General features: G+C 64.3%; 22 protein-coding genes. 7 read left to right on the top strand and 15 right to left on the bottom strand.

The window, feature by feature from the left end:
• Nucleotides 1-35: 35 nt before the first annotated feature.
• From ACSQ23_RS22090 to ACSQ23_RS22065, 6 genes are all read right to left on the bottom strand, one after another.
• On the bottom strand, nucleotides 36-281 hold the full coding sequence (locus ACSQ23_RS22090) for a hypothetical protein (RefSeq protein ID WP_436091928.1): 246 nt from the start codon (nucleotides 279-281) through the stop codon (nucleotides 36-38).
• Nucleotides 282-394: 113 nt separating this feature from the next.
• A complete protein-coding gene (locus ACSQ23_RS22085; RefSeq protein WP_436091927.1) occupies nucleotides 395-1,246 on the bottom strand; it encodes an aldo/keto reductase in 852 nt (283 codons plus the stop codon).
• A 138-nt stretch (nucleotides 1,247-1,384) separates the two neighbouring features.
• Nucleotides 1,385-1,810, bottom strand: a complete 426-nt coding sequence (locus ACSQ23_RS22080) for a DUF1178 family protein (RefSeq protein ID WP_436091926.1) — start codon at nucleotides 1,808-1,810, stop codon at nucleotides 1,385-1,387.
• The gene (locus tag ACSQ23_RS22075; protein WP_436091925.1) at nucleotides 1,807-2,670 is read right to left on the bottom strand and encodes a carbon-nitrogen hydrolase family protein; all 864 of its coding nucleotides are present in this window, start codon (nucleotides 2,668-2,670) and stop codon (nucleotides 1,807-1,809) included. Before ACSQ23_RS22075 ends, ACSQ23_RS22080 begins: the two co-directional genes overlap by 4 nt.
• A 10-nt stretch (nucleotides 2,671-2,680) precedes the next feature.
• Nucleotides 2,681-2,935 carry a glutaredoxin 3 gene (grxC, locus tag ACSQ23_RS22070; protein ID WP_055886312.1) on the bottom strand — a complete coding sequence of 85 codons (255 nt, stop codon included), beginning with the start codon at nucleotides 2,933-2,935 and terminating at the stop codon, nucleotides 2,681-2,683.
• A gap of 33 nt (nucleotides 2,936-2,968) precedes the next feature.
• Nucleotides 2,969-3,706 (bottom strand): ComF family protein, encoded by a 738-nt coding sequence (locus ACSQ23_RS22065; protein ID WP_436091924.1) that lies wholly within the window; start codon nucleotides 3,704-3,706, stop codon nucleotides 2,969-2,971.
• A gap of 138 nt (nucleotides 3,707-3,844) precedes the next feature.
• Here ACSQ23_RS22065 and ACSQ23_RS22060 point away from each other — a divergent pair, with 138 nt between their 5' ends.
• A complete protein-coding gene (locus ACSQ23_RS22060) occupies nucleotides 3,845-4,699 on the top strand; it encodes an SAM-dependent methyltransferase (protein ID WP_436091923.1) in 855 nt (284 codons plus the stop codon).
• Nucleotides 4,700-4,711: 12 nt separating this feature from the next.
• Here the strand turns inward: ACSQ23_RS22060 and ACSQ23_RS22055 are convergent, their stop codons facing one another.
• From ACSQ23_RS22055 to ACSQ23_RS22035, 5 genes are all read right to left on the bottom strand, one after another.
• Nucleotides 4,712-4,912: a Flp family type IVb pilin gene (locus tag ACSQ23_RS22055; RefSeq protein ID WP_436091922.1), complete on the bottom strand. Its 201-nt coding sequence runs from the start codon at nucleotides 4,910-4,912 to the stop codon at nucleotides 4,712-4,714.
• 9 nt (nucleotides 4,913-4,921) lie between these two features.
• Complete coding sequence (locus ACSQ23_RS22050; RefSeq protein WP_436091921.1) at nucleotides 4,922-5,320, bottom strand: (deoxy)nucleoside triphosphate pyrophosphohydrolase; 399 nt, start codon at nucleotides 5,318-5,320, stop codon at nucleotides 4,922-4,924.
• Complete coding sequence (locus ACSQ23_RS22045) at nucleotides 5,317-6,081, bottom strand: GNAT family N-acetyltransferase (protein WP_055886326.1); 765 nt, start codon at nucleotides 6,079-6,081, stop codon at nucleotides 5,317-5,319. The genes ACSQ23_RS22050 and ACSQ23_RS22045 overlap by 4 nt, the downstream gene beginning before the upstream one ends.
• A complete protein-coding gene (gene argJ / locus ACSQ23_RS22040) occupies nucleotides 6,081-7,313 on the bottom strand; it encodes a bifunctional glutamate N-acetyltransferase/amino-acid acetyltransferase ArgJ (RefSeq protein WP_436091920.1) in 1,233 nt (410 codons plus the stop codon). The genes ACSQ23_RS22045 and argJ overlap by 1 nt, the downstream gene beginning before the upstream one ends.
• Before the next feature lie 148 nt (nucleotides 7,314-7,461).
• Nucleotides 7,462-7,758, bottom strand: coding sequence for a hypothetical protein (locus tag ACSQ23_RS22035; RefSeq protein WP_436091919.1), 297 nt, complete (start codon nucleotides 7,756-7,758; stop codon nucleotides 7,462-7,464).
• Nucleotides 7,759-7,883: 125 nt separating this feature from the next.
• Between ACSQ23_RS22035 and ACSQ23_RS22030 the strand changes: the two genes are divergently transcribed.
• The gene (locus ACSQ23_RS22030) at nucleotides 7,884-8,477 is read left to right on the top strand and encodes a TetR/AcrR family transcriptional regulator (RefSeq protein WP_436091918.1); all 594 of its coding nucleotides are present in this window, start codon (nucleotides 7,884-7,886) and stop codon (nucleotides 8,475-8,477) included.
• 53 nt (nucleotides 8,478-8,530) lie between these two features.
• Here ACSQ23_RS22030 and ACSQ23_RS22025 read toward each other — a convergent pair whose 3' ends face one another.
• Entirely contained in the window at nucleotides 8,531-9,472 is a 942-nt protein-coding gene (locus ACSQ23_RS22025; protein WP_436091917.1) for a peptidylprolyl isomerase, read from the bottom strand.
• A gap of 203 nt (nucleotides 9,473-9,675) precedes the next feature.
• Here ACSQ23_RS22025 and secA point away from each other — a divergent pair, with 203 nt between their 5' ends.
• The 3 genes from secA to ACSQ23_RS22010 all read left to right on the top strand — a co-directional run bounded on the left by secA (nucleotide 9,676) and on the right by ACSQ23_RS22010 (nucleotide 15,746).
• Complete coding sequence (secA, locus tag ACSQ23_RS22020) at nucleotides 9,676-12,450, top strand: preprotein translocase subunit SecA (protein WP_436091916.1); 2,775 nt, start codon at nucleotides 9,676-9,678, stop codon at nucleotides 12,448-12,450.
• Nucleotides 12,451-12,644: 194 nt separating this feature from the next.
• Nucleotides 12,645-14,090, top strand: coding sequence for a hypothetical protein (locus tag ACSQ23_RS22015; protein WP_436091915.1), 1,446 nt, complete (start codon nucleotides 12,645-12,647; stop codon nucleotides 14,088-14,090).
• Between the two features lie 15 nt (nucleotides 14,091-14,105).
• A complete protein-coding gene (locus ACSQ23_RS22010; protein WP_436091914.1) occupies nucleotides 14,106-15,746 on the top strand; it encodes a hypothetical protein in 1,641 nt (546 codons plus the stop codon).
• 221 nt (nucleotides 15,747-15,967) lie between these two features.
• Here the strand turns inward: ACSQ23_RS22010 and ACSQ23_RS22005 are convergent, their stop codons facing one another.
• Nucleotides 15,968-16,612, bottom strand: a complete 645-nt coding sequence (locus ACSQ23_RS22005; protein WP_436091913.1) for a Vgb family protein — start codon at nucleotides 16,610-16,612, stop codon at nucleotides 15,968-15,970.
• A gap of 35 nt (nucleotides 16,613-16,647) precedes the next feature.
• Nucleotides 16,648-17,868, bottom strand: coding sequence for a helix-turn-helix domain-containing protein (locus ACSQ23_RS22000; RefSeq protein WP_436091912.1), 1,221 nt, complete (start codon nucleotides 17,866-17,868; stop codon nucleotides 16,648-16,650).
• 101 nt (nucleotides 17,869-17,969) lie between these two features.
• Here ACSQ23_RS22000 and ACSQ23_RS21995 point away from each other — a divergent pair, with 101 nt between their 5' ends.
• A complete protein-coding gene (locus ACSQ23_RS21995) occupies nucleotides 17,970-18,218 on the top strand; it encodes a DUF1127 domain-containing protein (RefSeq protein WP_436091911.1) in 249 nt (82 codons plus the stop codon).
• A 27-nt stretch (nucleotides 18,219-18,245) separates the two neighbouring features.
• Nucleotides 18,246-19,196: an SRPBCC family protein gene (locus tag ACSQ23_RS21990; RefSeq protein ID WP_436091910.1), complete on the top strand. Its 951-nt coding sequence runs from the start codon at nucleotides 18,246-18,248 to the stop codon at nucleotides 19,194-19,196.
• 200 nt (nucleotides 19,197-19,396) lie between these two features.
• Here the strand turns inward: ACSQ23_RS21990 and ACSQ23_RS21985 are convergent, their stop codons facing one another.
• Complete coding sequence (locus ACSQ23_RS21985) at nucleotides 19,397-20,302, bottom strand: DMT family transporter (RefSeq protein ID WP_436091909.1); 906 nt, start codon at nucleotides 20,300-20,302, stop codon at nucleotides 19,397-19,399.
• Nucleotides 20,303-20,539: the final 237 nt, after the last annotated feature.

The following is a 20,539-nucleotide window of genomic DNA, read 5'->3' as shown; positions in this document are numbered from 1 at the left end:
GATCCGGGGATCGAAAGCGCGACCAAATCAAAGACTCAGCCGATGACAAGCGTTTCGCGACCATAGGCCAGCGTGATGGTGCCGCGGATCGGGTGGCCCGCCAGGTCTTCATCCCAATAAAGGAACCAGCGGCCGGCGCCGTAGCTGCGGTCGAGCGCGTCTTCGATGGCGACATCGAACGGCTTCAGCGCCTTCAGCGCTGCCGACGCGGCCTCGCTCATCACGGCGCGGATGGCGCCGCCGGTGGCGGTGACCGCGGGGGTCAGGGTGGAATGGTGCATTCTATCCTCCTTGGCGCCCGGAAGCGCCGTTTGTGGAGGCCAATCTGCGTCGGCGGGCTTGAACCATGACTGAACGGCGCGTGTCAGGCGCCGTTCAGGAGGCTGAAGCGCATTCAGCGCTGGTTGAGCGTCGCAAAATCCTCGTCGCTGAGCACGATCGCGGCCGCCGCGGTGTTCTCCTCGAGGTGCTTCACCTTTCCGGTTCCGGGGATCGGCAGCATCACCGGTGAGCGCTTCAGCGCCCAGGCGAGTGCGATCTGGCTCGGTGTCGCGCCATACTTTCCGGCGATCGCCTGCTCGGCCGCACCCGGCCCCCGCTCGCCGCCGAGCGGCGCCCACGGGATGAAGCCGATGCCGTTGGCTTCGCAATAGTCCAGCACCGCATCGCTGCCGCGCGCCGTCGGGTTGTAGCGGTTCTGCACCGTGGCCACCGGGAAGAACCGCCGCGCCGCCTCGATTTCCTCGACCGTCACTTCGCTGAGGCCGGCGTGGCGCACGAGGCCATCGGCAATGAAGCCGGCAATGGCGTCGAACTGCTCGTCGCGCGGGATTGTCGGGTCGATCCGGTGCAACTGCCACAGCTCGAGCCGGTCGAGCTTGAGCCGGCGCAGGCTCATCAGCACGCCTTGCTTGAGAAACTCCGGGCGGCCGAGGATTGGCCAGGAGCCGGGCCCATGTCGGGTAAGGCCGGATTTGGTGGCGACGATAGTGCCCCTGCCATAAGGCGCCAGTTCCTCGCCGATCAGCTGCTCGCTGACATAGGGACCGTAGCTTTCGGCGGTGTCGATGAAGTTGATGCCGAGTTCGGGCACGCGCCGCAGCGTGCGTCGCGCTTCCTCCGGGTCATCGGGCTCGCCCCAGATGCCGGGACCGGTGACGCGCATGGCGCCGAAGCCGAGGCGATTTACGATGAGGTCGCCGCCAATGGCGAACGTGCCCGAAAGGGCAGCGTCGGGAGTAGACATGTAGGAAATCTCCGGGGGAGTCTGCTGGGAAGGAGATCCCAAGACTGCATCCATCGGCACTTGCCGATCAATCCTGCCCTTAGGAGCAGTTGACGGCCAAATCCTTGAGCTGTCGCACTTTCGAGGTAGAACGGCGCGCTAGTTCGCTTCGTCCGGCACATGCGGCAGCGGCAGGAAATCGACGCCGTCGTCGATGAGTTCGGCCACTTCGTCACGGGTCGCTTCGCCGTAGATGCCGCGCGGGTCGGCTTCCTTGAAGTGGATCTTGCGGGCTTCCTCGGCGAACTTGTCGCCGACATAGTCGGCCTCGCTGGTGACCTTCTTGCGCATCACGCGCAGCATTTCACGGATTTCGGCCTGCTGCGGATGACCGCTCGACAGCGAAAGCTTGTCGGAGTTCATCCGCGACACCGCCGGCGCCATCAGCGCCTTGTCCACCCGCACCGAATTGCAGACCGGACAGGTGACGATGCCACGAGCCGCCTGCTCGTCGTAAGCCTCGGCGCTTTTGAACCAGGCGTCGAATTTGTGGGATCTGTCACAGATGAGCGAGTAGCTGATCACGCCGATACGTCCTCTCGGGCGAATAGGGTGGGGCCCGAAGCGTCGAGGGTTAGCGAAAACCTTCGTGCGTTGGCAAGCGCTGGAACCTTGCCGCGAGCGTCATCCACCGCTGATAGCTCGATATCGGCGATGGCGATGCCCGGACCGTCGCCACCGAGCTCGCTGACGATCCTGCCCCAGGGATCGATGATCATCGAATGGCCCCAGGTGGAGCGGCCGTTCTCGTGCGTGCCGGCCTGCGCCGCGGCGATCACCCATGAGCCGGTCTCGATGGCGCGGGCCCTGAGCAGCACTTCCCAATGCGCTTCGCCAGTCGGGACGGTGAACGCGGCAGGCACCGCAATCACCTTGGCCCCGGCTTCCGCCAGCGCCCGGTGCAGCGCCGGAAAACGCAGGTCGTAGCAGATGGTCATGCCGAGCGGGAAGCCCGGCGCCTCGGTCACCACCGCGGCGTCGCCACCGGCATAAGTCTCGCTCTCGCGATAATTCCTGAGCCCGGGGAGCGTCGCGTCGAACAGGTGGATCTTGTCATAAGTCGCGGCGATCGCGCCGTCGGGACGGAACAGCACCGAGCGGTTGGCAAAGCGCCCGTCCGGCAGCGCCACGGCGAGCGAGCCGAGATGGAGGCTCACGCCGAGCCGTTTCGCGATATCGCCAATCCGGGCAATCGCCGGGTTATTCTCCCACGGCCCGGCGACGGCTTTGAGCCCGTCACGATTCTCGGCGAACACCACCGAGACTTCCGGCGACAGCAAATAGGTCGCGCCCTGCCCCGCCGCCTCGCTGGCCAACCGCTCGAGCTGGTCGAGGTTGGGGCCGGGCTGGGTGCCGGAATTCATCTGCAGGGCGGCGACGCGCATTCAGCCAGTCCTAATTCGTGAGCAGCGGGTCGAGCTGGCCGCGGCGGTCGAGCGCCGCCATGTCGTCATAGCCACCGACATGGGTTTCGCCCACGAAGATCTGCGGCACGGTGCGGCGGCCATTGGCGCGCTGCACCATTGCCATGCGGACGTCGGGGTCGTCGGCATCGACCTCCTCGTAGCTCACGCCCTTTTCGTCCAGCAGCGACTTGGCTGCATGGCAATAGGGGCACCACTGGGTCGTATAGATTTCTACCTTCTTCATCTCGCCTACAAAAACGCTGGGGTTTGTTGACTTCTATATGGGGAGTTCCGCGCCCGTCACAACGTGTGCGAACGAGATCACATCGATTTTGATCACTCCGGCCCGCTTCAGCTCACGGGTGATGGCTTTGACGGTCGAGCCGGTGGTGATGACGTCGTCGACCAGCACCACGCCGCGCCCCTTGAGCCGGCGCAGCGCTTCGGCATGTGCGGTGAAGGCGCCGGCGACGTTGCGTTGGCGCGCATCGTTGGAAAGCCCGACCTGCTGCCGGGTGCGGCGGCTGCGGGCGACGAGCCCGGTATCGACGGAAAGTCCAGTAAGGCGCGCCAGCGCCCGGGCCAGTTCAGTCGATTGGTTGTAGCGGCGCTCGAACTGGCGCCAGCGATGGAGCGGCACCGGCACGAGGACCGGTCCTTCCGCCCAGAACTCTGTCCCAGCCGGGTGCATCAGCCGGGCGCAGAACCCGGCCAGTTCCGGCCTGTCGCCATACTTGAGCCGGCTGACGATAGCGCGCGCCACCTCGTTATAGAGCACGGCGGACCGCGCCCGATCGAAGGGCGGTGGATCGGCGATGGCCTCGGCCGAGCGGGCATCGGGGCCGATCGAGACCTCGAACGGCAGGCCCAGCACCGGGCACCAGGGCCGGGTAATCGGCCGGAGGCTGGCAAAGCAGCGCGGACAGAGCGCCGCGTGTGCGGCGGTCGGCGCCCCGCAATCGAGGCAGGTCGGCGGATAGACCAGATCGAGCAATGCGCCACCCAGCCGCGCCATGGCCGCCGATCCCGCTTTGACTTTGCCTTGCCCCAATTCCATAACGCCGCAGTCTAAAGCGGGAACCGGAGAAGTTGCGAGACCTTTCCGGCTCGATCCCGTGACCAAACCAAGCTCGAACTCAGTGCGGATCGACGAATGGCCCTGCTCCCGAAGGTTTTCGACCGCACGCTGATCGCCGAGCACCTGTCGCGGCGCCCGGCCGAGCCGGATGATTTCGTCACTCAGCTGGCGCTCGATGACCTGGCCTCACGGCTCATCACCGTGTCGCGCGATTTCGAGCAGGCGCTGATCATGGCGCCGGATGGCGCGCGCCTGCCGCTGATGGGCCGCTCGGCCAACGGCGCCTTCGCCTTCGAGCGCGTCTCGACGGTGCTGGGCTCGCCCGATGCGCCGCAGGTCGATCCCGAGGCATTGCTGCTGCCGCGTGAGGGTTACGACCTGATCGTCTCGCTGTTCGACCTGCAGGTGATCAATGACGTGCCGGGCTTCCTCGCGCGCATCCGCGCTCACCTCCGGCCTGACGGACTGATGATCGCCGCGGCGCTCGGCGGCGACAGCCTGACCGAGCTGCGCCAGGCGTTCCTGCGCGCCGACGCCGAAACCTCCGGTGGCGCCTTCGCCCGGGTCGCGCCATTCATCCCGCTGGCCGACGCCGGCGGCCTGCTGCAACGCTCGGGCTATGCCCTGCCGGTTACCGACCTCGAGACTTATCCGATCCGCTATGGCGACCTGCTGCGGCTGATGCGCGAGCTCAAGGGACTCGGTGCGCAGAACCCGCTGGCCGACCGGCCCGGCCGCATGGCGACCAGGACCCTGATCGCCGCTGCCGGCGCCGCCTATGCCGAACTCGCGGGCGATCCGGATGGCCGCGTACGGGCAACGCTGGAAATCATCTGGCTCAGCGGCTGGGCCCCGCACGAGAACCAGCAAAAGCCGCTGCGCCCGGGCAGCGCCACGGTGCGGCTCAAGGATGTCCTGGGAAAGAGTTAGCGGGTGCTGCGCCTAGATGTCTTCGATATTGTCGAGCTGTTCGACCGTGCGGCCCGACACATAGTCGAACATCGAAATGACGCTGGTGCCGGTCAGGGACATGGCGACGAGCGCGCCAATCGCGATCAACCCCGCAATCAGACCATACTCGATTGCCGTCGCGCCGCCGTCATCGGCGACGAAGCGTCTGATCTGACAGCAAACACCCCTCATCGCCCACCCTCAGAGCAGATCGCAGAGCGGAGCGATCAGCGGTTCGTCGGCCGGAGGCATCGGGTAATCGCGCAGCTGCTGCGGGCGCACCCACTTCAGGGCGGCGTGTTCGCGAGCCTGCGGCACTCCTTGCCACTTACGACAGACGTAAAGTGGCATCAGAAGATGAAAGCTTTCGTAAGAGTGAGACGCAAAGCTTAACGGAGCAAGGCACGCGCTCTGGGTGGAAATACCGAGTTCTTCTTCCAGTTCGCGGATCAATGCCGCCTCTGGACTTTCCCCCGGCTCGAGCTTGCCGCCGGGGAACTCCCACAATCCCGCCAGCTGTTTGCCTTCCGGTCGCTGGGCGATCAGCACCCGCCGGTCGGCATCGATCAGCGCGCAGGCGACAACGAGCTGGATCTTCACCCGCGGCCCCAATCCGGCGCGCGCCGGTAGCTGTAGGGGTAGACTTCACCGAAGCCGAGCGAGCCATAAAGGTTGAGTGCCGGGGTATTGCTGGCCAGCACCTGGATGGCCGAATGGGTAGCGCCCTTCGAGCGCACCCAGTTAAGCGCCGCGCCCATCACTGCCCGGCCATAGCCCATGCCGCGCGCATTGGGGTGGGTGACGACGTTGAGATAGATGCCGATGCCACTCGCGACCGCCGCCAGCGCCGCCGCCACCGGCAGGCCGGCCTTGTGATAGACCAGCACACCGCGCGCCTCGCAGGCGATATGCCCGAGGATCTCGCTCGCCACGTCGATCGTCGGCTGGTCATAGCCCGACATCTGCGCCTGTGCCCTGATCCATTGCGGATCGGTCGGCTCGAAATAGCGGGCCTGGAAATCGAGCGGGAAATCCTCGTCCGGCATTTCCATCGCCATGACCAGGCTCGGCTCGAATTCCTCCCACAACAGCCCATCGAGCACTTCGACGATCTCTGGTGCAGTGAGCGGGGTCACCCTGAACACCGGCGGGATGCGGTGGCGCTTCGACAGTTCGGCGAGCCGCATCAGGCGCAGCTCGGCATAGCCGCCGTCGCTCGGATCGAGGCAATGGATCGAATTGGCGCGCTTGGTGTAGCCCTGGGCATAGCGCCACAGCCACAGCCCGTCCTGCGCCTGCCGCAGTGCCGGCCATGCCGTAAGGGTGGCGCCTTCGATCTGACTGACGCTGAGTGGGACCATCAGGACCTGTAATCGCCGTTGATGGTGATGTAGCCGTGCGTCAGATCGCAGGTATAGACGGTTGCCGTACCGGCGCCGAGCCCGAGCCCGACCCGCACCTCGATCTCTTCATTCTTCATGTAAGCGCTGGTCGCCGCCTCGTTATAGGCGGGGTCGCGTTCGCCCTGGGTGGCGACGCGGATATCGCCGAAGCTGATCTCGAGCCGGTCCCGGTCGGCCGGCTCGCCGGCCTTGCCCACCGCCATGACGATGCGGCCCCAGTTGGCGTCCTCGCCGGCAATGGCAGTCTTGACCAGTGGCGAGTTGGCGATCGACTGCGCGATGCGGAACGCGCTCTTGTCGCTCTCGGCACCCTCGACGATGACGCTCACCATCTTGGTCGCGCCTTCGCCGTCGCGCACCACATGGATGGCGAGCTCGTGCAGCACGTCGGCCAGCGCCTCGGCGAACACCTCAGCGCGCGGGTCTGAGGCCGAACTGATGGCGGGGATGCCAGCCTTTCCGGTGGCGAAGACGAGGCAAGTGTCGGACGTCGAGGTGTCGCTGTCGACGGTCACGGCGTTGAAGCTCGTGTCGATTGCCGGCTGCAGCAGGCCCTGCAACACACCCGCCGCGATCGGCGCATCGGTGAATACGAAGCTCAGCATCGTCGCCATGTCGGGCGCGATCATCCCCGACCCCTTGGCGATGCCCGAGATCACCACCGGCACGCCGTCGAACTCGACGGTGGCGGTCGCCACCTTGGCGAAAGTGTCGGTGGTCATGATCGCCTTGGCGGCATCCATCCACGGACCAGGCGCCAGGCGGGTCGCCATCTCGGAGGTGACGCCGGCAAATTTCTGCGCATCGAGCGGCTCGCCGATAACGCCGGTGGAGGCAAGGAAGATCTCTTCGGGCGCAACGCCCAGCGCCTTCGAAACGATATCGGCTGAGAGGGAGACCGAAGCCTTGCCCTTCTGGCCGGTAAAGGCGTTGGCATTGCCCGAATTGACCAGTAGCGCGCGGGCCTTGCCGCCCCCGAGATTCTGCCGGCACCAATCGACGGCCGCCGAAGGACACTTCGAACGGGTCAGCACGCCCGCAACAACAGTTCCCTCGTCCATCGAGACGAGCAGCACGTCAGTGCGATTCTTGTATTTGATCCCGGCCTCGGCCGTCGCAAACCGAACTCCCGCGACATCCGGCAGTTCCGGGTAAGTCTTGGGCGCGAGGGGAGAAACGGGATGGGCCATGTTGCGTCCTATGCGGCGACAATAGGCCCATCCGTTTGCCTCAAGCCTTGCTGTGAAGCAAGTCGTTCATTTGCTCATAGCGCTTTCGAATGCGTGTCCCCGCAGAGGCGGGGATTGCGAACTTGTCGGGTTCGCCAAGGCATCAAACTCAGGCCAGCCGGCCCGTCGCGATGAAACTGCCGAAACGCGACTGAATGCCCGGGATGATGAAGTAAACCATGGCGATCACCATCAGGGGCGCGACGACAAAGTTACGCTCCCACACCGGCCAGCCCTCGGTGAACGGCGCCACCAGATAGATGATCCCGGTGATCACCGGGTAGACGGCAACAAGCACCAGCAGCGCCATGCGAGTGCGGGCCGCCAGCGACGGGCGGGCGGGCTTGGCAGGTGCAGCCACGGTGGCAGTGGCGGGTGCGGCAGAGACAGCAGATTGAATGGACATTTCCAGACCCCATATGAACGGTACGGCTCGTTACATAACGAAACGGAACGTAACGTTCAAGTGGATTCGCGCAGCTGTTTCGTGTATCCCAGCCATGCACCTCCGTGGGGGCTTCAGTGAGAACCATGTCCAGCATCGAGAGCCAGCCGCGCAGATCCATCGGAGCCGCCCGCAACCCGGACAGCCACGAGGCGATCCTTGCCGCGGCCGAGGAAATCTTCTGCGAGGCCGGTTACGCCGGCTTTTCGATCGAAGCCGTGGCGCGGCGGGCCCGAGCCGGCAAACCCACTATTTACCGCTGGTGGCCATCCAAGGCGCACCTGCTGCTCGACGTCTATACGCGGCTCAAGAGTTCGCGCATGCCCGATCCGGATACCGGGACGCTCGAAGGCGACATCCGCACCTTTCTGACCGAGCTGGTGCGCTTCTGGTCCGGCAATACCGGCGGGGTCTACAAGTCGCTGATCGCCGAAGCCCAGGCCGACGACAAGGCCGCCGAGGCGCTGCAGGCCTATTCGATCGAGCGCACGCAGCACACGGCAGGCATATTCGAGCGCGCCAAGGCGCGCGGCGAAATGCGGGCCGATGCCGACAGCCTTGCCGCCTCCGACCTGATGTCGGCCTATGCCTGGAAACTGTTGCTGACCGACCGGCTCGCCGACCAGGCCGACATCATCGACAAGGTCACCTCGATCCTGGTTCGCGGACTCGTCAAATGACAGAACCCCGGCCGAGGCCGGGGTTCTGATCGTCTCGTATCTGGCCGAAGCTGTTACGGTGCGGTGCCGGCAGCGCCTTCGGCGGCCGGCTCGGCCTGCTTCTTGACCGCGGCGGCGAGCGCCGCGTCGGGGATGTCGAGCTTGGCGTCCTTCTTCAGCGCCGCGACCGCCTCGTCGAACGCCTTGAACATCACCTGCTGGCCCAGCTGCTGCTGCACCTGCTCGATCGGCGGAGGCGCACTCATCCGCTTCTCCTCGACCTTGATGATGTGCCAGCCGAACTGGCTCTGCACCGGATCCGAAATCTTGCCCGGCTCGAGCGTGAAGGCCACGGCCTCGAACTCCGGCACCATCATGCCCTTGGAAAAGAAGCCGAGGTCGCCGCCGTTCTGCTTGCCCGAGGGGTCGGTGGTCTTTTCCATGGCCAGCACTTCGAACGGCTTGCCGCCGTCGAGCTCGGCCTTGACCGCCTTGGCCTCCTCTTCGGTGGCAACGAGGATGTGGCGGGCGTGCACTTCCTCGACCGGCTTGAAGTCCTTCACCAGCTGGTCGTAGGCCACCTTCACCGATTCCTCGGTCACCGCGGTCGCAACCTTCTGGGTGAAGTAGTCGCGGCGCAGCGAGCGCTCTTCGAGATATTGCAGGCGGCGCTTGAACAGGTCGGTATCAGCCATGCCGGCCGCCTTGGCAGCCTTGGCCATCACTTTCATGTCAATCAGCACGGTGACGAGGAAGGCGCGACGCTCTTCGGGCGGCACCTGCTGCAGCTCCTGCTGCAGGTCCTCGGCGGCAAACGCCAGGTCTGCCTCGGTAATGGTCTGGTCGCCGATGGTCGCGACCACCGTCTCGGGCGCCGCGGGGGCGGCTGCCGCCGGGGCAGCGGCATCCTGCGCAAGGGCGGCGACGGGGGCGAAGCCAAGCGCTGTGCCGAGCAGCAGCGCACCGGCCAGGGTCTTCAGAACTTTATGGAAACCCCGCGGGGCATGGACATTCATTGGGAATTCTCCTCGGATGGCGCAGAGCCCCCGGCCCGCGGCCGGCGAGGTTTGGCCCATTTGCGTTCCGTTGACAAGCAAAACACCCGCTCTTACATGTCGCACCACTTCAAAGAGTGTTGACGGGTGAGGACCCGCCGCCTGCCGGATGAGATGAAGCGCCTTAGCGCCACCCGGCCCTGAACAATCAAAGGACGACACGAATGGTACTGGCTGCAATCGCCAAGGCGATCTTCGGTTCGGCGAACGATCGGCAGGTGAAGAAGTACCTCCCGAGGGTTGCCGCGATCAACGCGCTGGAGCCCGAGTTCGAAAAGCTCACCGACGAGCAGCTGAAGGCCAAAACCCAGGAGTTCCGCGATCAGCTCGCGGCTGGCAAGAGCCTCGACGATATTCTCGAGCCCGCCTTCGCCACCGTCCGTGAAGCGTCCAAACGCGTGCTCGGCATGCGCCACTTCGACGTACAGCTGATCGGCGGCATGGTGCTGAACAACCGCTCGATCGCCGAAATGAAGACCGGTGAAGGCAAGACCCTGGTGGCGACGCTGGCGGTCTACCTCAACGCGCTGCCGGGCAAGGGCGTGCACCTCGTCACCGTCAACGACTATCTGGTGCGCCGCGACCTCAACTGGATGGGCCAGATCTACCGCTTCCTCGGCATGACCACCGGCATCATCGTGCACGGCCTCGACGACGCCGAGCGCAAGGCCAACTACGCCGCCGACATCACCTACGGCACCAATAACGAGTTCGGCTTCGACTACCTGCGCGACAACATGAAATACAGCCGCGACCAGATGGTGCAGCGCGGCCACGAATACGCCATCGTCGACGAAGTGGACTCGATCCTCATCGACGAAGCGCGCACCCCGCTGATTATTTCCGGCCCCTCGGCCGACCGCTCCTCGCTCTACGAGATGGCCGATGCGCTGATCCCGCTGCTCGGCGAAGGCGATTTCGAAATCGACGAGAAGCAGCGTTCCGCCACTTTCACCGATCAGGGCATCGAGAAGCTCGAGGCCGCTCTGGTCGAGAACGGCCAGCTCAAGGGCGAGAACCTCTACGACATCGAGAACGTGGCGCTGGTGCACCACCTCAACTCGGCTTTGCGCGCCCACAAGATGTTCCAGCGCGAGAAGGACTACATCGTCCGCAACGACGAAGTGGTGATCATCGACGAGTTTACCGGGCGAATGATGCCGGGCCGCCGCTATTCGGAAGGCCTGCACCAGGCGCTGGAAGCCAAGGAACACGTCAAGATCCAGGCCGAGAACCAGACGCTGGCCTCGATCACCTTCCAGAACTATTTCCGCCTCTACAAGAAGCTGGCCGGCATGACCGGCACGGCGGCCACCGAAGCCGAGGAATTCGGCGATATTTACGGCCTCACCGTCACCTCGATCCCGACCAACGTGGCCGTCAAGCGCAAGGACGAGGACGACGCCATCTTCCGTACCGCGGCGGAGAAGTTCGACGAAATCGCCAACCTGATCGCCGATGCGCGTGGTCGCGGTCAGCCGATCCTCGTGGGCACCACCTCGATCGAGAAGTCCGAGATGCTGGCGGAGATCCTCCGCGGCAAGGGCATCAAGGACATCGCGGTGCTGAACGCCCGCCACCACGAGCAGGAAGCGCAGATCGTCGCCGATGCCGGTGTTTCCGGCGCCGTCACCATTGCCACCAACATGGCCGGCCGCGGTACCGACATCCAGCTCGGCGGCAACCTCGAGATGCGCATCGAGAAGGAGGCCGCGGGCCTCGAAGGCGCCGAGCGCGACGCCAGGATCGCCGAGATCAAGCGCACCATCGCCGAGGACAAGGCCAAGGTGCTGGCCGCCGGCGGCCTCTACATCATCGGCACCGAGCGGCACGAAAGCCGCCGCATCGACAATCAGCTGCGCGGCCGCGCCGGTCGCCAGGGCGACCCGGGCCACTCCAAGTTCTTCCTGAGCTTGCAGGACGACCTGATGCGCATCTTCCCGGTCGAGTCGATGGATTCGATGCTGAGTAAGCTCGGGCTCGAGCAGGGTGAGTCGATCACCCACCCGTGGGTCACCAAGGCCATCGAGCGCGCCCAGGCCCGCGTCGAAGCCCGCAACTTCGACATCCGCAAGAACATCCTCAAGTACGACGACGTGATGAACGATCAGCGCAAGGCGATCTTCACCGAACGTCTCGAACTGATGGACAGCGAGGACGTCGCCGAGACCGTCAACGAGATGCGCCACCAGGTGGTGGACGACATCATTTCGAAGGCCATTCCGGAGCGCGCCTACCCCGAGCAGTGGCAGGTCGAGCAGCTGGTCGCAGCCGGCAAGACCTACCTCAATGTCGACCTGCCGGTTGAGGCGTGGACGCACGAGGAAGGCATCGACGTCGAAGCGGTGCGCGAGCGCATCACCAAGATCGCCGACGAGTCCGCTGCCGCCAAGGTGGCCCGCTACTCGCCCGACATCATGCGCCAGGTCGAAAAGTCGATCCTCCTGCAGTCGATCGACGGGCTGTGGCGCGAGCATCTCGTGACCCTCGACCACCTTTCGAAGGTGGTCGGCTGGCGCGGCCTCGCGCAGCGCGACCCGCTGAACGAGTACAAGCGCGAGGCCTTCGAGCTGTTCGAGCAGTTGCTGGCGAGCCTGCGCGAACTGGTGACCACCCAGCTCAGCCATGTCGAAATCCAGATGCGCCAGCCCACGCCGCCGCTGCCGAACTTCGACGGGCTCGACGAAATCCACATCGACCCGACCACCGGCGAGAATGACGCCGATGACGACATCACCGGCACCATGCCGCGCGCCCTCGGGCCCGCCCCGTCGCTGGCGGCCTTTGCCGCCGCCGGCGCTGCTGCCGGCGCCGGCGTGATCGAGGCCGATCCGGCACTCAGGCCCATCGACCCCAAGCTGCTGGTCGGCGTCTCCCGCAACGCCCCCTGCCCCTGCGGCTCGGGCAAGAAGTTCAAGCACTGCCACGGCGCGTTCTGAATAGTTGAAGTAACGCGTATTTAGCACTCGCGCACAAGGGGACGGCAAAGATGCCGTCCCCTTGTGCGCGAGCACGTACCCGTCCGCATTTGCACAGACGGCAAGAGCGTTAACGCTGGTCGCTGGTTGGTCGACGTGACGCCCAATACGATCTACAACGTCACGCCGACACACCCAGTGCCAGACAAGACGACATGATCAAGAACAGTGCCCCTTCGCCCTCTGGCGACAACGTCCCAAGTCCTAGCGCTCGGGTGACGTTACTACGCGAGTTGATTAGGACCCGGAAGCTACTGAAGGAAAGGCTGAACGAACCCGAGATAAGGAGCGCGTTGGAGAACCTCGCAGCGACGGCAGAGACGGCAGAGCCAGACGAAGTGAGACTGGAGGCCGTCTCTACCCTCGGGCGGGCGTCCGAAGTGTCGGTCCCGATACGCGCGGCCGTATCACCGCTCCTTGAGCGACACCTCCATCTACCGCTTCCGCCGGTTGGAGAATGGGGAAACGCCGACGACCGTTTCTACTTGGCCAAAGGAATATCTGCGTCACGCGCGCGGTGGGTCAAGGATTACGCTGCCGTGGAACTAGCACGAGGCGACGTAGACGAAAGGGCTCCTCGGCAAGTGTGGGCTGAACTCGCCATAAACAGGTCAGACACCCTCGCCGACGCGTTGGGGAAGGTGGCCAGTGCCCTAGCCGATCAGTTGGGCTCGTTACCCGATGCAAGCGATACAGCCAATCGAAAGCTGATCCGAATTGCAGAAGCGTTGACCGAGACACTCCTGACAGCAGATGTGCCTGCAGGAGAGGGATTCGGTAAGTCGCTTGGCGCCTTAGCGCTTCAAGGAGGTGGAGGAAAGGGAGCCGAGACGCTGAGGGTACGCGAGGACGCGGCAGTGGCGTACCTCGAGTTGCTGATTCAGATTGTACGTCTCCGCTTTCACGCGCTTCTGGATTCGAACCTCTACAGGGCCGCCGGCACTGTCAGAGGTTGGTGGCGGCCCGCTCGTCCGCCCGACTCCGTCGAACGAAAGGCAGATAGGCTAGTTCAGCTTGCTCTCGAAGGGCTTCACGTTCTTGCTCGCCAAGGGATCCGAGACAAGGAACTACGTCAAGCGTTGGTCGTCGCCTTTGGGCAAGACCGTGTCAACAACGCTGGCCGGACTGTTGGGGAACTGGACCCCAGTCTACCGCCAGAGTTTTCATATTGGCTGGCCACCGGTGGAGAACTGCCGACCGCCCGCGCGAATGTCGCAGTGCGTGAGGTCAACGAGCAGGCGACAGACGAACTGATTGGTCGGCTCATTCTAGCAACTCAGAACCCTGACGTGGGACCACAGGCGTTACGGGCTATCGCAGATTCCGTTGAGGTATTTGAGCCATCGCAGGCTGCCGTTCTCCGGTTGGCTGCAGACAGATCGGCGCTTGTCGACCAGTGGGTCTCAGCCATTGCTGCCAAACGAAGGCTGTCGGCCACAGGAAAACGAGGTGACATTGTTCAGTACGATCCGCTGTTGCATGAAAGCAGCGAGACTCTACAACGATCCGGTCAAGCTAGAGTCGTATCGCCGGGGGTGCTATTGACGATGGAGGGACGATCGCAAGTCGTCATCATGAAAGCGATCGTTGAGAAGGCTTAGAACGAGGGGGTATTTTTGAATCGAGATTTTGCGGTAGACCTGCTCAGTAACCTATTGGAGCGAGCCGAGACAGCCAGAGAGAAGACGTTTCTGACGTCAAGGGAAGTTGAAGCTCTCTCCATTGTGCTGAAGGACTTTGCCAACGGCCAAGCCGGCTCCAGTGTCCCGGCCAGGACGACAGAGGCATCCGAGAGGGTAGACAGCCCCAGAATGAGCGCCGTTCGCTCACGACTGGTAATAGCGGCCGTCAATGACGCCGATATTCCGAGGGACGTGCTCCTGTGTGTGGACTTTGGCACCTCGTTCTCAAAGGCCTTCGCCAGTGTCGACAACGGAACCGACCGGCCCGAACTCGTCGATCTTCCCATTGGGGACGGAAGCGGCGGAGCGCGTCTCGTCACACCGTCTGAGGTGCTGATTGACGACGGCTATATCTACTTTGGCCCACGTGCCCGTCAGCGCCTCAACGAGTCTGAGCAATCTGCCGACAGGCTGATTGACTCCATCAAGCAATACATCACGCTAAACAGCGACGTTTCGACTCTGGGAACGGCCCGCCTCGACCAAACTCAGGACCCAACGCAAAGCCTGTCACGTCGCGATGTATTGGTTCTGTATCTCGCCCACCTCATGCATCTTTCCGAGACTGCCCTTTCGGCGGCTGGCAGGTCACCGAACGTTCGGCGCCGCTTTGCGCACCCGGCATGGCCTGATGGCACCAAAGACAAGAACGAACGTGAGATGCGAAAGATGATGGCCGAGGCGATCGTGCTTGCACGCTCTGTAAATGGAGGCTTTGCGGAAGGCCTTCCGGCCCAGGAAGCACGTATCCTGCTGGATCAACTGAAGGTGGTAGGCGAGGATTTGCTACCCCTAAACCTAATCCATGAGCCGGTTCGCGAAGCGACCGCGGCCGGCGCAGGCGCACTCTTGGGGACGCCAGAAGGTCATCGCGAAAAGTACTTGATTGTAGACATCGGGGCAGGAACGACGGACGTTGCTGGGTTCCACTGCGTCAACAATCCAGATTGGGATAAGTCCCGGGTCTGGGAGATTTCAGGTGCAGCCAAGGCCAAGAACATGGCAGGCAACGTTCTCGACAACGCCCTTCAGAAATTAGCCCTCAGCAAAAGCTCACTGGTTGAGGGGTCAGAGGAGTACAGGCAGGCGGGGTTGGCGATCCGCCGCGACCGACGCATTTTTAAGGAACAGCTGTTCAACAGCAGAAGCGTGATCATTCAGCTCCCAACTGACGAGGCGGTAACAATCACGCTCGATGAATTCTTAGCCTATGGCCCCGTTGTTTCATTTACCACCGCCATTGTGAGTATGGTTGGTGAGGCTGCCTCTGTCGTGCAAGGTGGCGAGGATACGCGCATAAATCTCGTTGCGACAGGCGGCGGTGCTTCGCTGCCGGTTATTAAGCAGTTGGTCGAGAACGGTGTGGATGCCGACGGTCGGCACATCAGTTTCCAACTTAGCGATGCCATTGCCGAAGGGGTCAGGGAAACGAACCCGGACTTGGTGACCCAATATCCCCAGATTGCGGTCGCCCTTGGGGGTTCGCTGCCGACTTTACCCGAGCAACGCGGAGACGTTCAATCCGGGTTCTCCCCTGCCCCAGCTAGGGTCATGGGTCCGATGTACCGTTCCTAAGTCCGGATGCAGGCATGTGAAAAGGATATCGCCGGCCTGTCCTGACCTACGGTTCAGTTCCTGCGCCGCGACCATTGGCGACGTAATCTAATTGCTGCCACGGCGCCTTCTGACACCTTGGCGGCAGCCATACGTAGCCAACTGGCTGGCTCCCTCGCAGACCGGCGCACTTGCCGGTCCGCGCCACGATGCCAAATTCTGTGTCAGAGGGGTTGGGGTTGTCAGGCAGTTGCCGCCTCACGCTTCGGGCGCCGCACCGCCCGCACCGTTCCTACATTATTCCCCCCGCAATAGAACCGGTCGTGCCCATCGGACTCGAGACCGGAGACTCCCTTGCCCGCCGGCATGTCCAGCTGTTCCAGCACTTCGCCCGATTGCGGATCGACGCGCCTCAACTCGCTCTGCCCATCCTCCAGCGTTGCGTGCCAGAGCTCGCCCTCGACCCAGGTCACCCCGGTAACGAAGCGGTTGGAATTGATGGTGCGGAGCACTGCGCCGGTTTCGGGATCAACCTGCAGGATCTGCTTGCTGCGATACTGCCCGACCCAGAGCGAACCCTCGGCCCAGGCAAGACCGGAGCCGCCGCCCGGCGACGGAATGGTCTTGACCACCTGCCCGCTCTGCGGATCGATCTTCTGAATCACGTCTTCGGCCAGCTGGTAGAGGTGCTCGCCATCAAATGTGGTGCCGGCATGTGCCGCGACATCAATGCTTCGCACCGCCTCGCCGCTCTCGGGGTCGAAGGCGTTGATCCGGTCGCCCGAGGCGAACCACACATTGGTGCCATCGAAGGTGACACCCGCCACCGAATCCACCCCGGGGAACGGGCCGTACTCGCGAACAATCTCGGCATGCGCATGCTTCATCGGACTGACCTCTCGCTATTGCTTCGAGTGAACCTCTAGTCGCCTGGCAGCGGACCGGGGAGTAACAAAGCCGTCGGGAAACCCGGCACCGGCGGGGTGATCCAGCGCAGCGCCCGGCCGCGGCCGAACGACTGCGCTTTACCGGCCTCGGCCAGTTGCTCCAATGCCCGCTGCACGGTGCGCGGGCTGGTGCCGAGCGCAATGGCGAGCGCTGAGCTGGCCCAGGCCTCACCATCGGCCAGCAACGCCAACACCCCGGCATGCTGATCTTCCACCGGCGGCGCCAGCACCACGACCTCCCGCGCCGCGACGGGGGCAAGTGTGAAGCCGGCCATGGTAGCGTTGATCTCGGCGATCCCGACCAACTCGGACCGCAACCGCCCCATTTCCACCCGCAGCCGGGCACGGTGCGATTCGTCCGCTTCCTTGCCGCGGAATGCCTCGGCGACCAGCTGGGCTCGCGACACGTCCTTGGGCCACGCTTCGGCCAGCGCGCGCAGCAGCGCAAACAGCACCGGGCGCGTTGCAAGGTGAACGACCACCCCCGCCTGCCGGACCACATTGCGCGTCGCGTCGACCACCAGGGCGCCCGACGCCAGCACCTGTTCGACACCGGCGAGGGTAAGGGCCCGTTCGCCGCCGCCCCCAATCAGCCGCGCTGCCGGCTCGTTCAGCACCCGGGCATCGGCCTCGATCTCGGCGACCAGCGAGTGGATGCCGGCCTGCCGCGCCGCCCCCAGCGCCCGATCGAACGCGGCATGCGCCGGCTCGGTCTGCACCCGCCGCATGGCGATGCCTGCGGTAACCAGCTGGTGCACGGCAACGCTCGCCGGCGGCAGCTGCTGCAGGTCGAGCTGCGCCAGGATCCGCTCGGCCTCGTCCACCCGCCCGATCAGCAGCAGCCGGCGCGCCGCGAGGTTGGCGGCATGCGCGGCGTTGGCCCGATCGCCCTGTGCCTCCAGCACGCGTTGCGCTGTTGCCAGCGCTTCGGGCTGCCAGGAGAGGTCGCGCGACACCAGCGCGATCTCCGCCTCGGCCACCACGCAGCGGGCCCGCGCCACCGCCTCACGGGCATGAAACGCCTTGCCGGCCGCCTTGAGCAGCCCCTTGGCCCGCTCGAGGTCACCCAGCTGCGCCATGGCGATGCCGCGCAATGCCAGCGCCGGCGCGTCGTCGCGCAGCGCCACGCGCTTCAGCGCGCCAAGCGGATCACCGGCCCCGAGCGCCCGCGCTGCGGCGGTGATCAGCGAGTCCATTCAAATCCCGTCACACTTGTCACTCTCACCCCGATCTGCCCCGCGCCTAGGTTCCGTTCACCGACGAGGAACGCAACCCCTCCAACAACGGGAGATCAGCCATGACCACCCTCGAACTCTATGAAATCGCTGCAGACAAGTCCCGCCAAAGCAGCGTCATCGGCGGCCTGATGAAACTGGCCCTGCGGCTCGCCACCTGGCGGGCCCGCCGCCGGACTGTCCTCAGGCTCGCCACCCTGGACGCCTTCCAGCTCGCCGATATCGGCCTCGACCGGGCCGATGTCGAGGACGCCCTCGACGGCGACGCCCGCCGGCTCTGGGCCCGCATCCGCCAGCGCAACGCCAGCTGACCCACCCCTCACGCCAGGAGAACTGCAATGCAAGACAAGCACTACACCACCACCATCACCGTCAAACAAAGTCCTGAAGCGGTCTTCGCCGCCATCAACAATGTGCGCGGCTGGTGGTCTGAGGACGTCGAGGGCAGCACCGCCATGCTCGGCGATGTCTGGTTCTACCACGCCAGGGACCTGCACCGCTGCACCCTCAAGGTCGTCGAGTGGCTGCCGAACCAGCGCGTCGCCTGGCGCGTGCTCGACAACCATTTCAGCTTCACCGCCGACAAGACCGAGTGGATCGGCACCACCATCGCCTTCGATATCGAGCCGGTCGGCGAGGGCGCGCGGTTGACCTTCACCCATGTTGGCCTGGTGCCCGACTACGAGTGCTACGACGTCTGCCACGATGCCTGGGGCACCTATATCCGCGGCAGTCTCAAGGCCCTCATCACCTCGGGCAGCGGCCAGCCCAATGTCGGCGCTGCCATCACCGCCAACGAACCCACGCTTGCTACCCAAGGAGACCACGCCATGAACGACACCAGCTTCACCACCGCGTTCACGGTGGACCAGAGCCCCGAAGCGGCCTTCGCCGCTATCATCGATCCACGCGCCTGGTGGAGCGGCGAGTTCGAGGGCGGCACCAAAAAGCTCGGCGACGTGTTCAGCTACCGCTACCAGGACTTCCACTATTCCAAGCAAGTCGTGACCGAACTGGTACCCAACAAGCGGGTCGCCTGGCAGGTAGTCGAGGGCACGCTGAGCTTTGTCGAAGACAAGACCGAGTGGGTCGGTACCACCATCATCTTCGACATCGGCTTGAAGGACGGCAAGACCGAGGTGGTGTTCACCCACGAGGGCATCGCCCCCTCGGTCGAGTGCTATGACACCTGCTCGGACGCCTGGACCTCGCTGATCCAGGGCAGCCTCAAGCAGCTGATCCAGAGCGGCAAGACCGAACTGATCGAGCTGGCCGCGCCGGCTGTGTGAGCAGCGACACTGTTCGATGTTGCGACGAGTCAAACGGCTGCCCGGTGGTTGACTGACCCCCACCCTTAATCCCTCCCCGCAAGGGGGAGGGAGACGCAAACTGAAGGGGTCGTGTGAGGGTCTCCCTCCCCCTTGCGGGGAGGGGACAGGGGTGGGGGGCAGCCCGCACCAGCGTTAGAGGGTTCAACAGAGGGTGCCCCCTAAGGCGTATCCACCACTTGCCGTCGCGGCCGCCGCTCGCTCCAGGCGAGCACCAGCCCCGCGACGATCACTAGCGCGGCGCCGAGGAACACCACTTCGGCCGGCTGTTCGCCCCAGAACAGGAAGCCGAAGACGAAGCTCCAGATCAGCGCGAAATACTCGACCGTGCCGAGCACACTCGCCGGCACCAGGCGCGCCGATTCCACCAGCACATATTGCGCCGTGCCGCCGACGATGCCAGTGGCGACCACGATGGCGATCTGCAGCGGGTCCATGTCGGTCCAGAACGGGATCGAGGCCAGCCCCATCACCAGCGTGTAGAACAGGTTGAGCGAGAAGATCAGCACCATCGAGCTCTCGGATTTCGAGATGGTGCGCATCAGGATCATCGCCACCGACCAGAAGAAAGCCGCGCCCAGCACCATCAGCGCCGGAATGCCGAAGCTCAGCCCGGCCGGATTGCAGGCAATCAGCACGCCGAAAAACCCGATCGCCGAGGCGCCGACCCGCGCTAGCGTCAGTTGCTCCTTGAGGAAGATCACCGCCAGGATGATCGTCAGCACCGGCGCGAAATAGTAGAGCGTCGTCATCTCGGCGAGCTGCAGCTCGCGCCCGGCCGAATAGTACATGCACCAGGCCGCCAGCGTCAGGATGGCGCGCAGCAGCAGCATCGGCTTGTTGCCCGAGCGGATCAGCTCCAGCACCAGCTTCCGCCGCCCGATGATGAGGCAGATCACGACGATGACCAGGCTGCGCACGAACAGGATCTGCACCACCGGCAGCGCATGGATCACTGCCTTCACCAGTGCATCGTGCACCGAGAACAGCGTGTAGGCGAAAATGCCAAGCGCCATGCCCTTGAGCGAGGCGGACTGATGCGCGGACGTGGCAGCAGGTGAGGACACGAGGGACTCGGAGTGGCAGCAGAGGCAAATGCCCGCGCTAGCTCTAGCGGGTCAACACATTGCATGCACCGGCAAACTTTGAGCGGGGGCACTGCAGCTCCCCAAACTCGGTGTCATCCCAGCGAAAGCTGGGACCCAACTATCCGCTGGTGCGGGTGGTGAGATGGGTCCCTGCTTTCGCAGGGATGACACGCGGTGGGTGTGGAAGCATCGCACCGCGGGAACGCTGCTCCTCCA

Source organism: Devosia sp. LjRoot16, assembly GCF_964252795.1.
Taxonomy (GTDB): domain Bacteria; phylum Pseudomonadota; class Alphaproteobacteria; order Rhizobiales; family Devosiaceae; genus Devosia_A.
The sequence above is the reverse complement of the archived record's forward strand: the minus strand, read 5'-3'. Positions and strand labels throughout refer to the sequence as shown.

What these genes read in the sequence shown, in the direction of transcription:
- secA (WP_436091916.1), top strand. Translation starts at nt 9,676, where the DNA reads ATGGTACTGGCTGCAATCGCCAAGGCGATCTTCGGTTCGGCGAACGAT.
- ACSQ23_RS22005 (WP_436091913.1), bottom strand. Translation starts at nt 16,612, where the DNA reads ATGAAGCATGCGCATGCCGAGATTGTTCGCGAGTACGGCCCGTTCCCC.
- ACSQ23_RS22085 (WP_436091927.1), bottom strand. Translation starts at nt 1,246, where the DNA reads ATGTCTACTCCCGACGCTGCCCTTTCGGGCACGTTCGCCATTGGCGGC.
- ACSQ23_RS22015 (WP_436091915.1), top strand. Translation starts at nt 12,645, where the DNA reads ATGATCAAGAACAGTGCCCCTTCGCCCTCTGGCGACAACGTCCCAAGT.
- ACSQ23_RS21990 (WP_436091910.1), top strand. Translation starts at nt 18,246, where the DNA reads ATGCAAGACAAGCACTACACCACCACCATCACCGTCAAACAAAGTCCT.
- grxC (WP_055886312.1), bottom strand. Translation starts at nt 2,935, where the DNA reads ATGAAGAAGGTAGAAATCTATACGACCCAGTGGTGCCCCTATTGCCAT.
- ACSQ23_RS22090 (WP_436091928.1), bottom strand. Translation starts at nt 281, where the DNA reads ATGCACCATTCCACCCTGACCCCCGCGGTCACCGCCACCGGCGGCGCC.
- ACSQ23_RS22025 (WP_436091917.1), bottom strand. Translation starts at nt 9,472, where the DNA reads ATGAATGTCCATGCCCCGCGGGGTTTCCATAAAGTTCTGAAGACCCTG.
- ACSQ23_RS22075 (WP_436091925.1), bottom strand. Translation starts at nt 2,670, where the DNA reads ATGCGCGTCGCCGCCCTGCAGATGAATTCCGGCACCCAGCCCGGCCCC.
- ACSQ23_RS22065 (WP_436091924.1), bottom strand. Translation starts at nt 3,706, where the DNA reads ATGGCGCGGCTGGGTGGCGCATTGCTCGATCTGGTCTATCCGCCGACC.
- ACSQ23_RS22035 (WP_436091919.1), bottom strand. Translation starts at nt 7,758, where the DNA reads ATGTCCATTCAATCTGCTGTCTCTGCCGCACCCGCCACTGCCACCGTG.
- ACSQ23_RS22055 (WP_436091922.1), bottom strand. Translation starts at nt 4,912, where the DNA reads ATGAGGGGTGTTTGCTGTCAGATCAGACGCTTCGTCGCCGATGACGGC.
- argJ (WP_436091920.1), bottom strand. Translation starts at nt 7,313, where the DNA reads ATGGCCCATCCCGTTTCTCCCCTCGCGCCCAAGACTTACCCGGAACTG.
- ACSQ23_RS22060 (WP_436091923.1), top strand. Translation starts at nt 3,845, where the DNA reads ATGGCCCTGCTCCCGAAGGTTTTCGACCGCACGCTGATCGCCGAGCAC.
- ACSQ23_RS22000 (WP_436091912.1), bottom strand. Translation starts at nt 17,868, where the DNA reads ATGGACTCGCTGATCACCGCCGCAGCGCGGGCGCTCGGGGCCGGTGAT.
- ACSQ23_RS22030 (WP_436091918.1), top strand. Translation starts at nt 7,884, where the DNA reads ATGTCCAGCATCGAGAGCCAGCCGCGCAGATCCATCGGAGCCGCCCGC.
- ACSQ23_RS22045 (WP_055886326.1), bottom strand. Translation starts at nt 6,081, where the DNA reads ATGGTCCCACTCAGCGTCAGTCAGATCGAAGGCGCCACCCTTACGGCA.
- ACSQ23_RS21995 (WP_436091911.1), top strand. Translation starts at nt 17,970, where the DNA reads ATGACCACCCTCGAACTCTATGAAATCGCTGCAGACAAGTCCCGCCAA.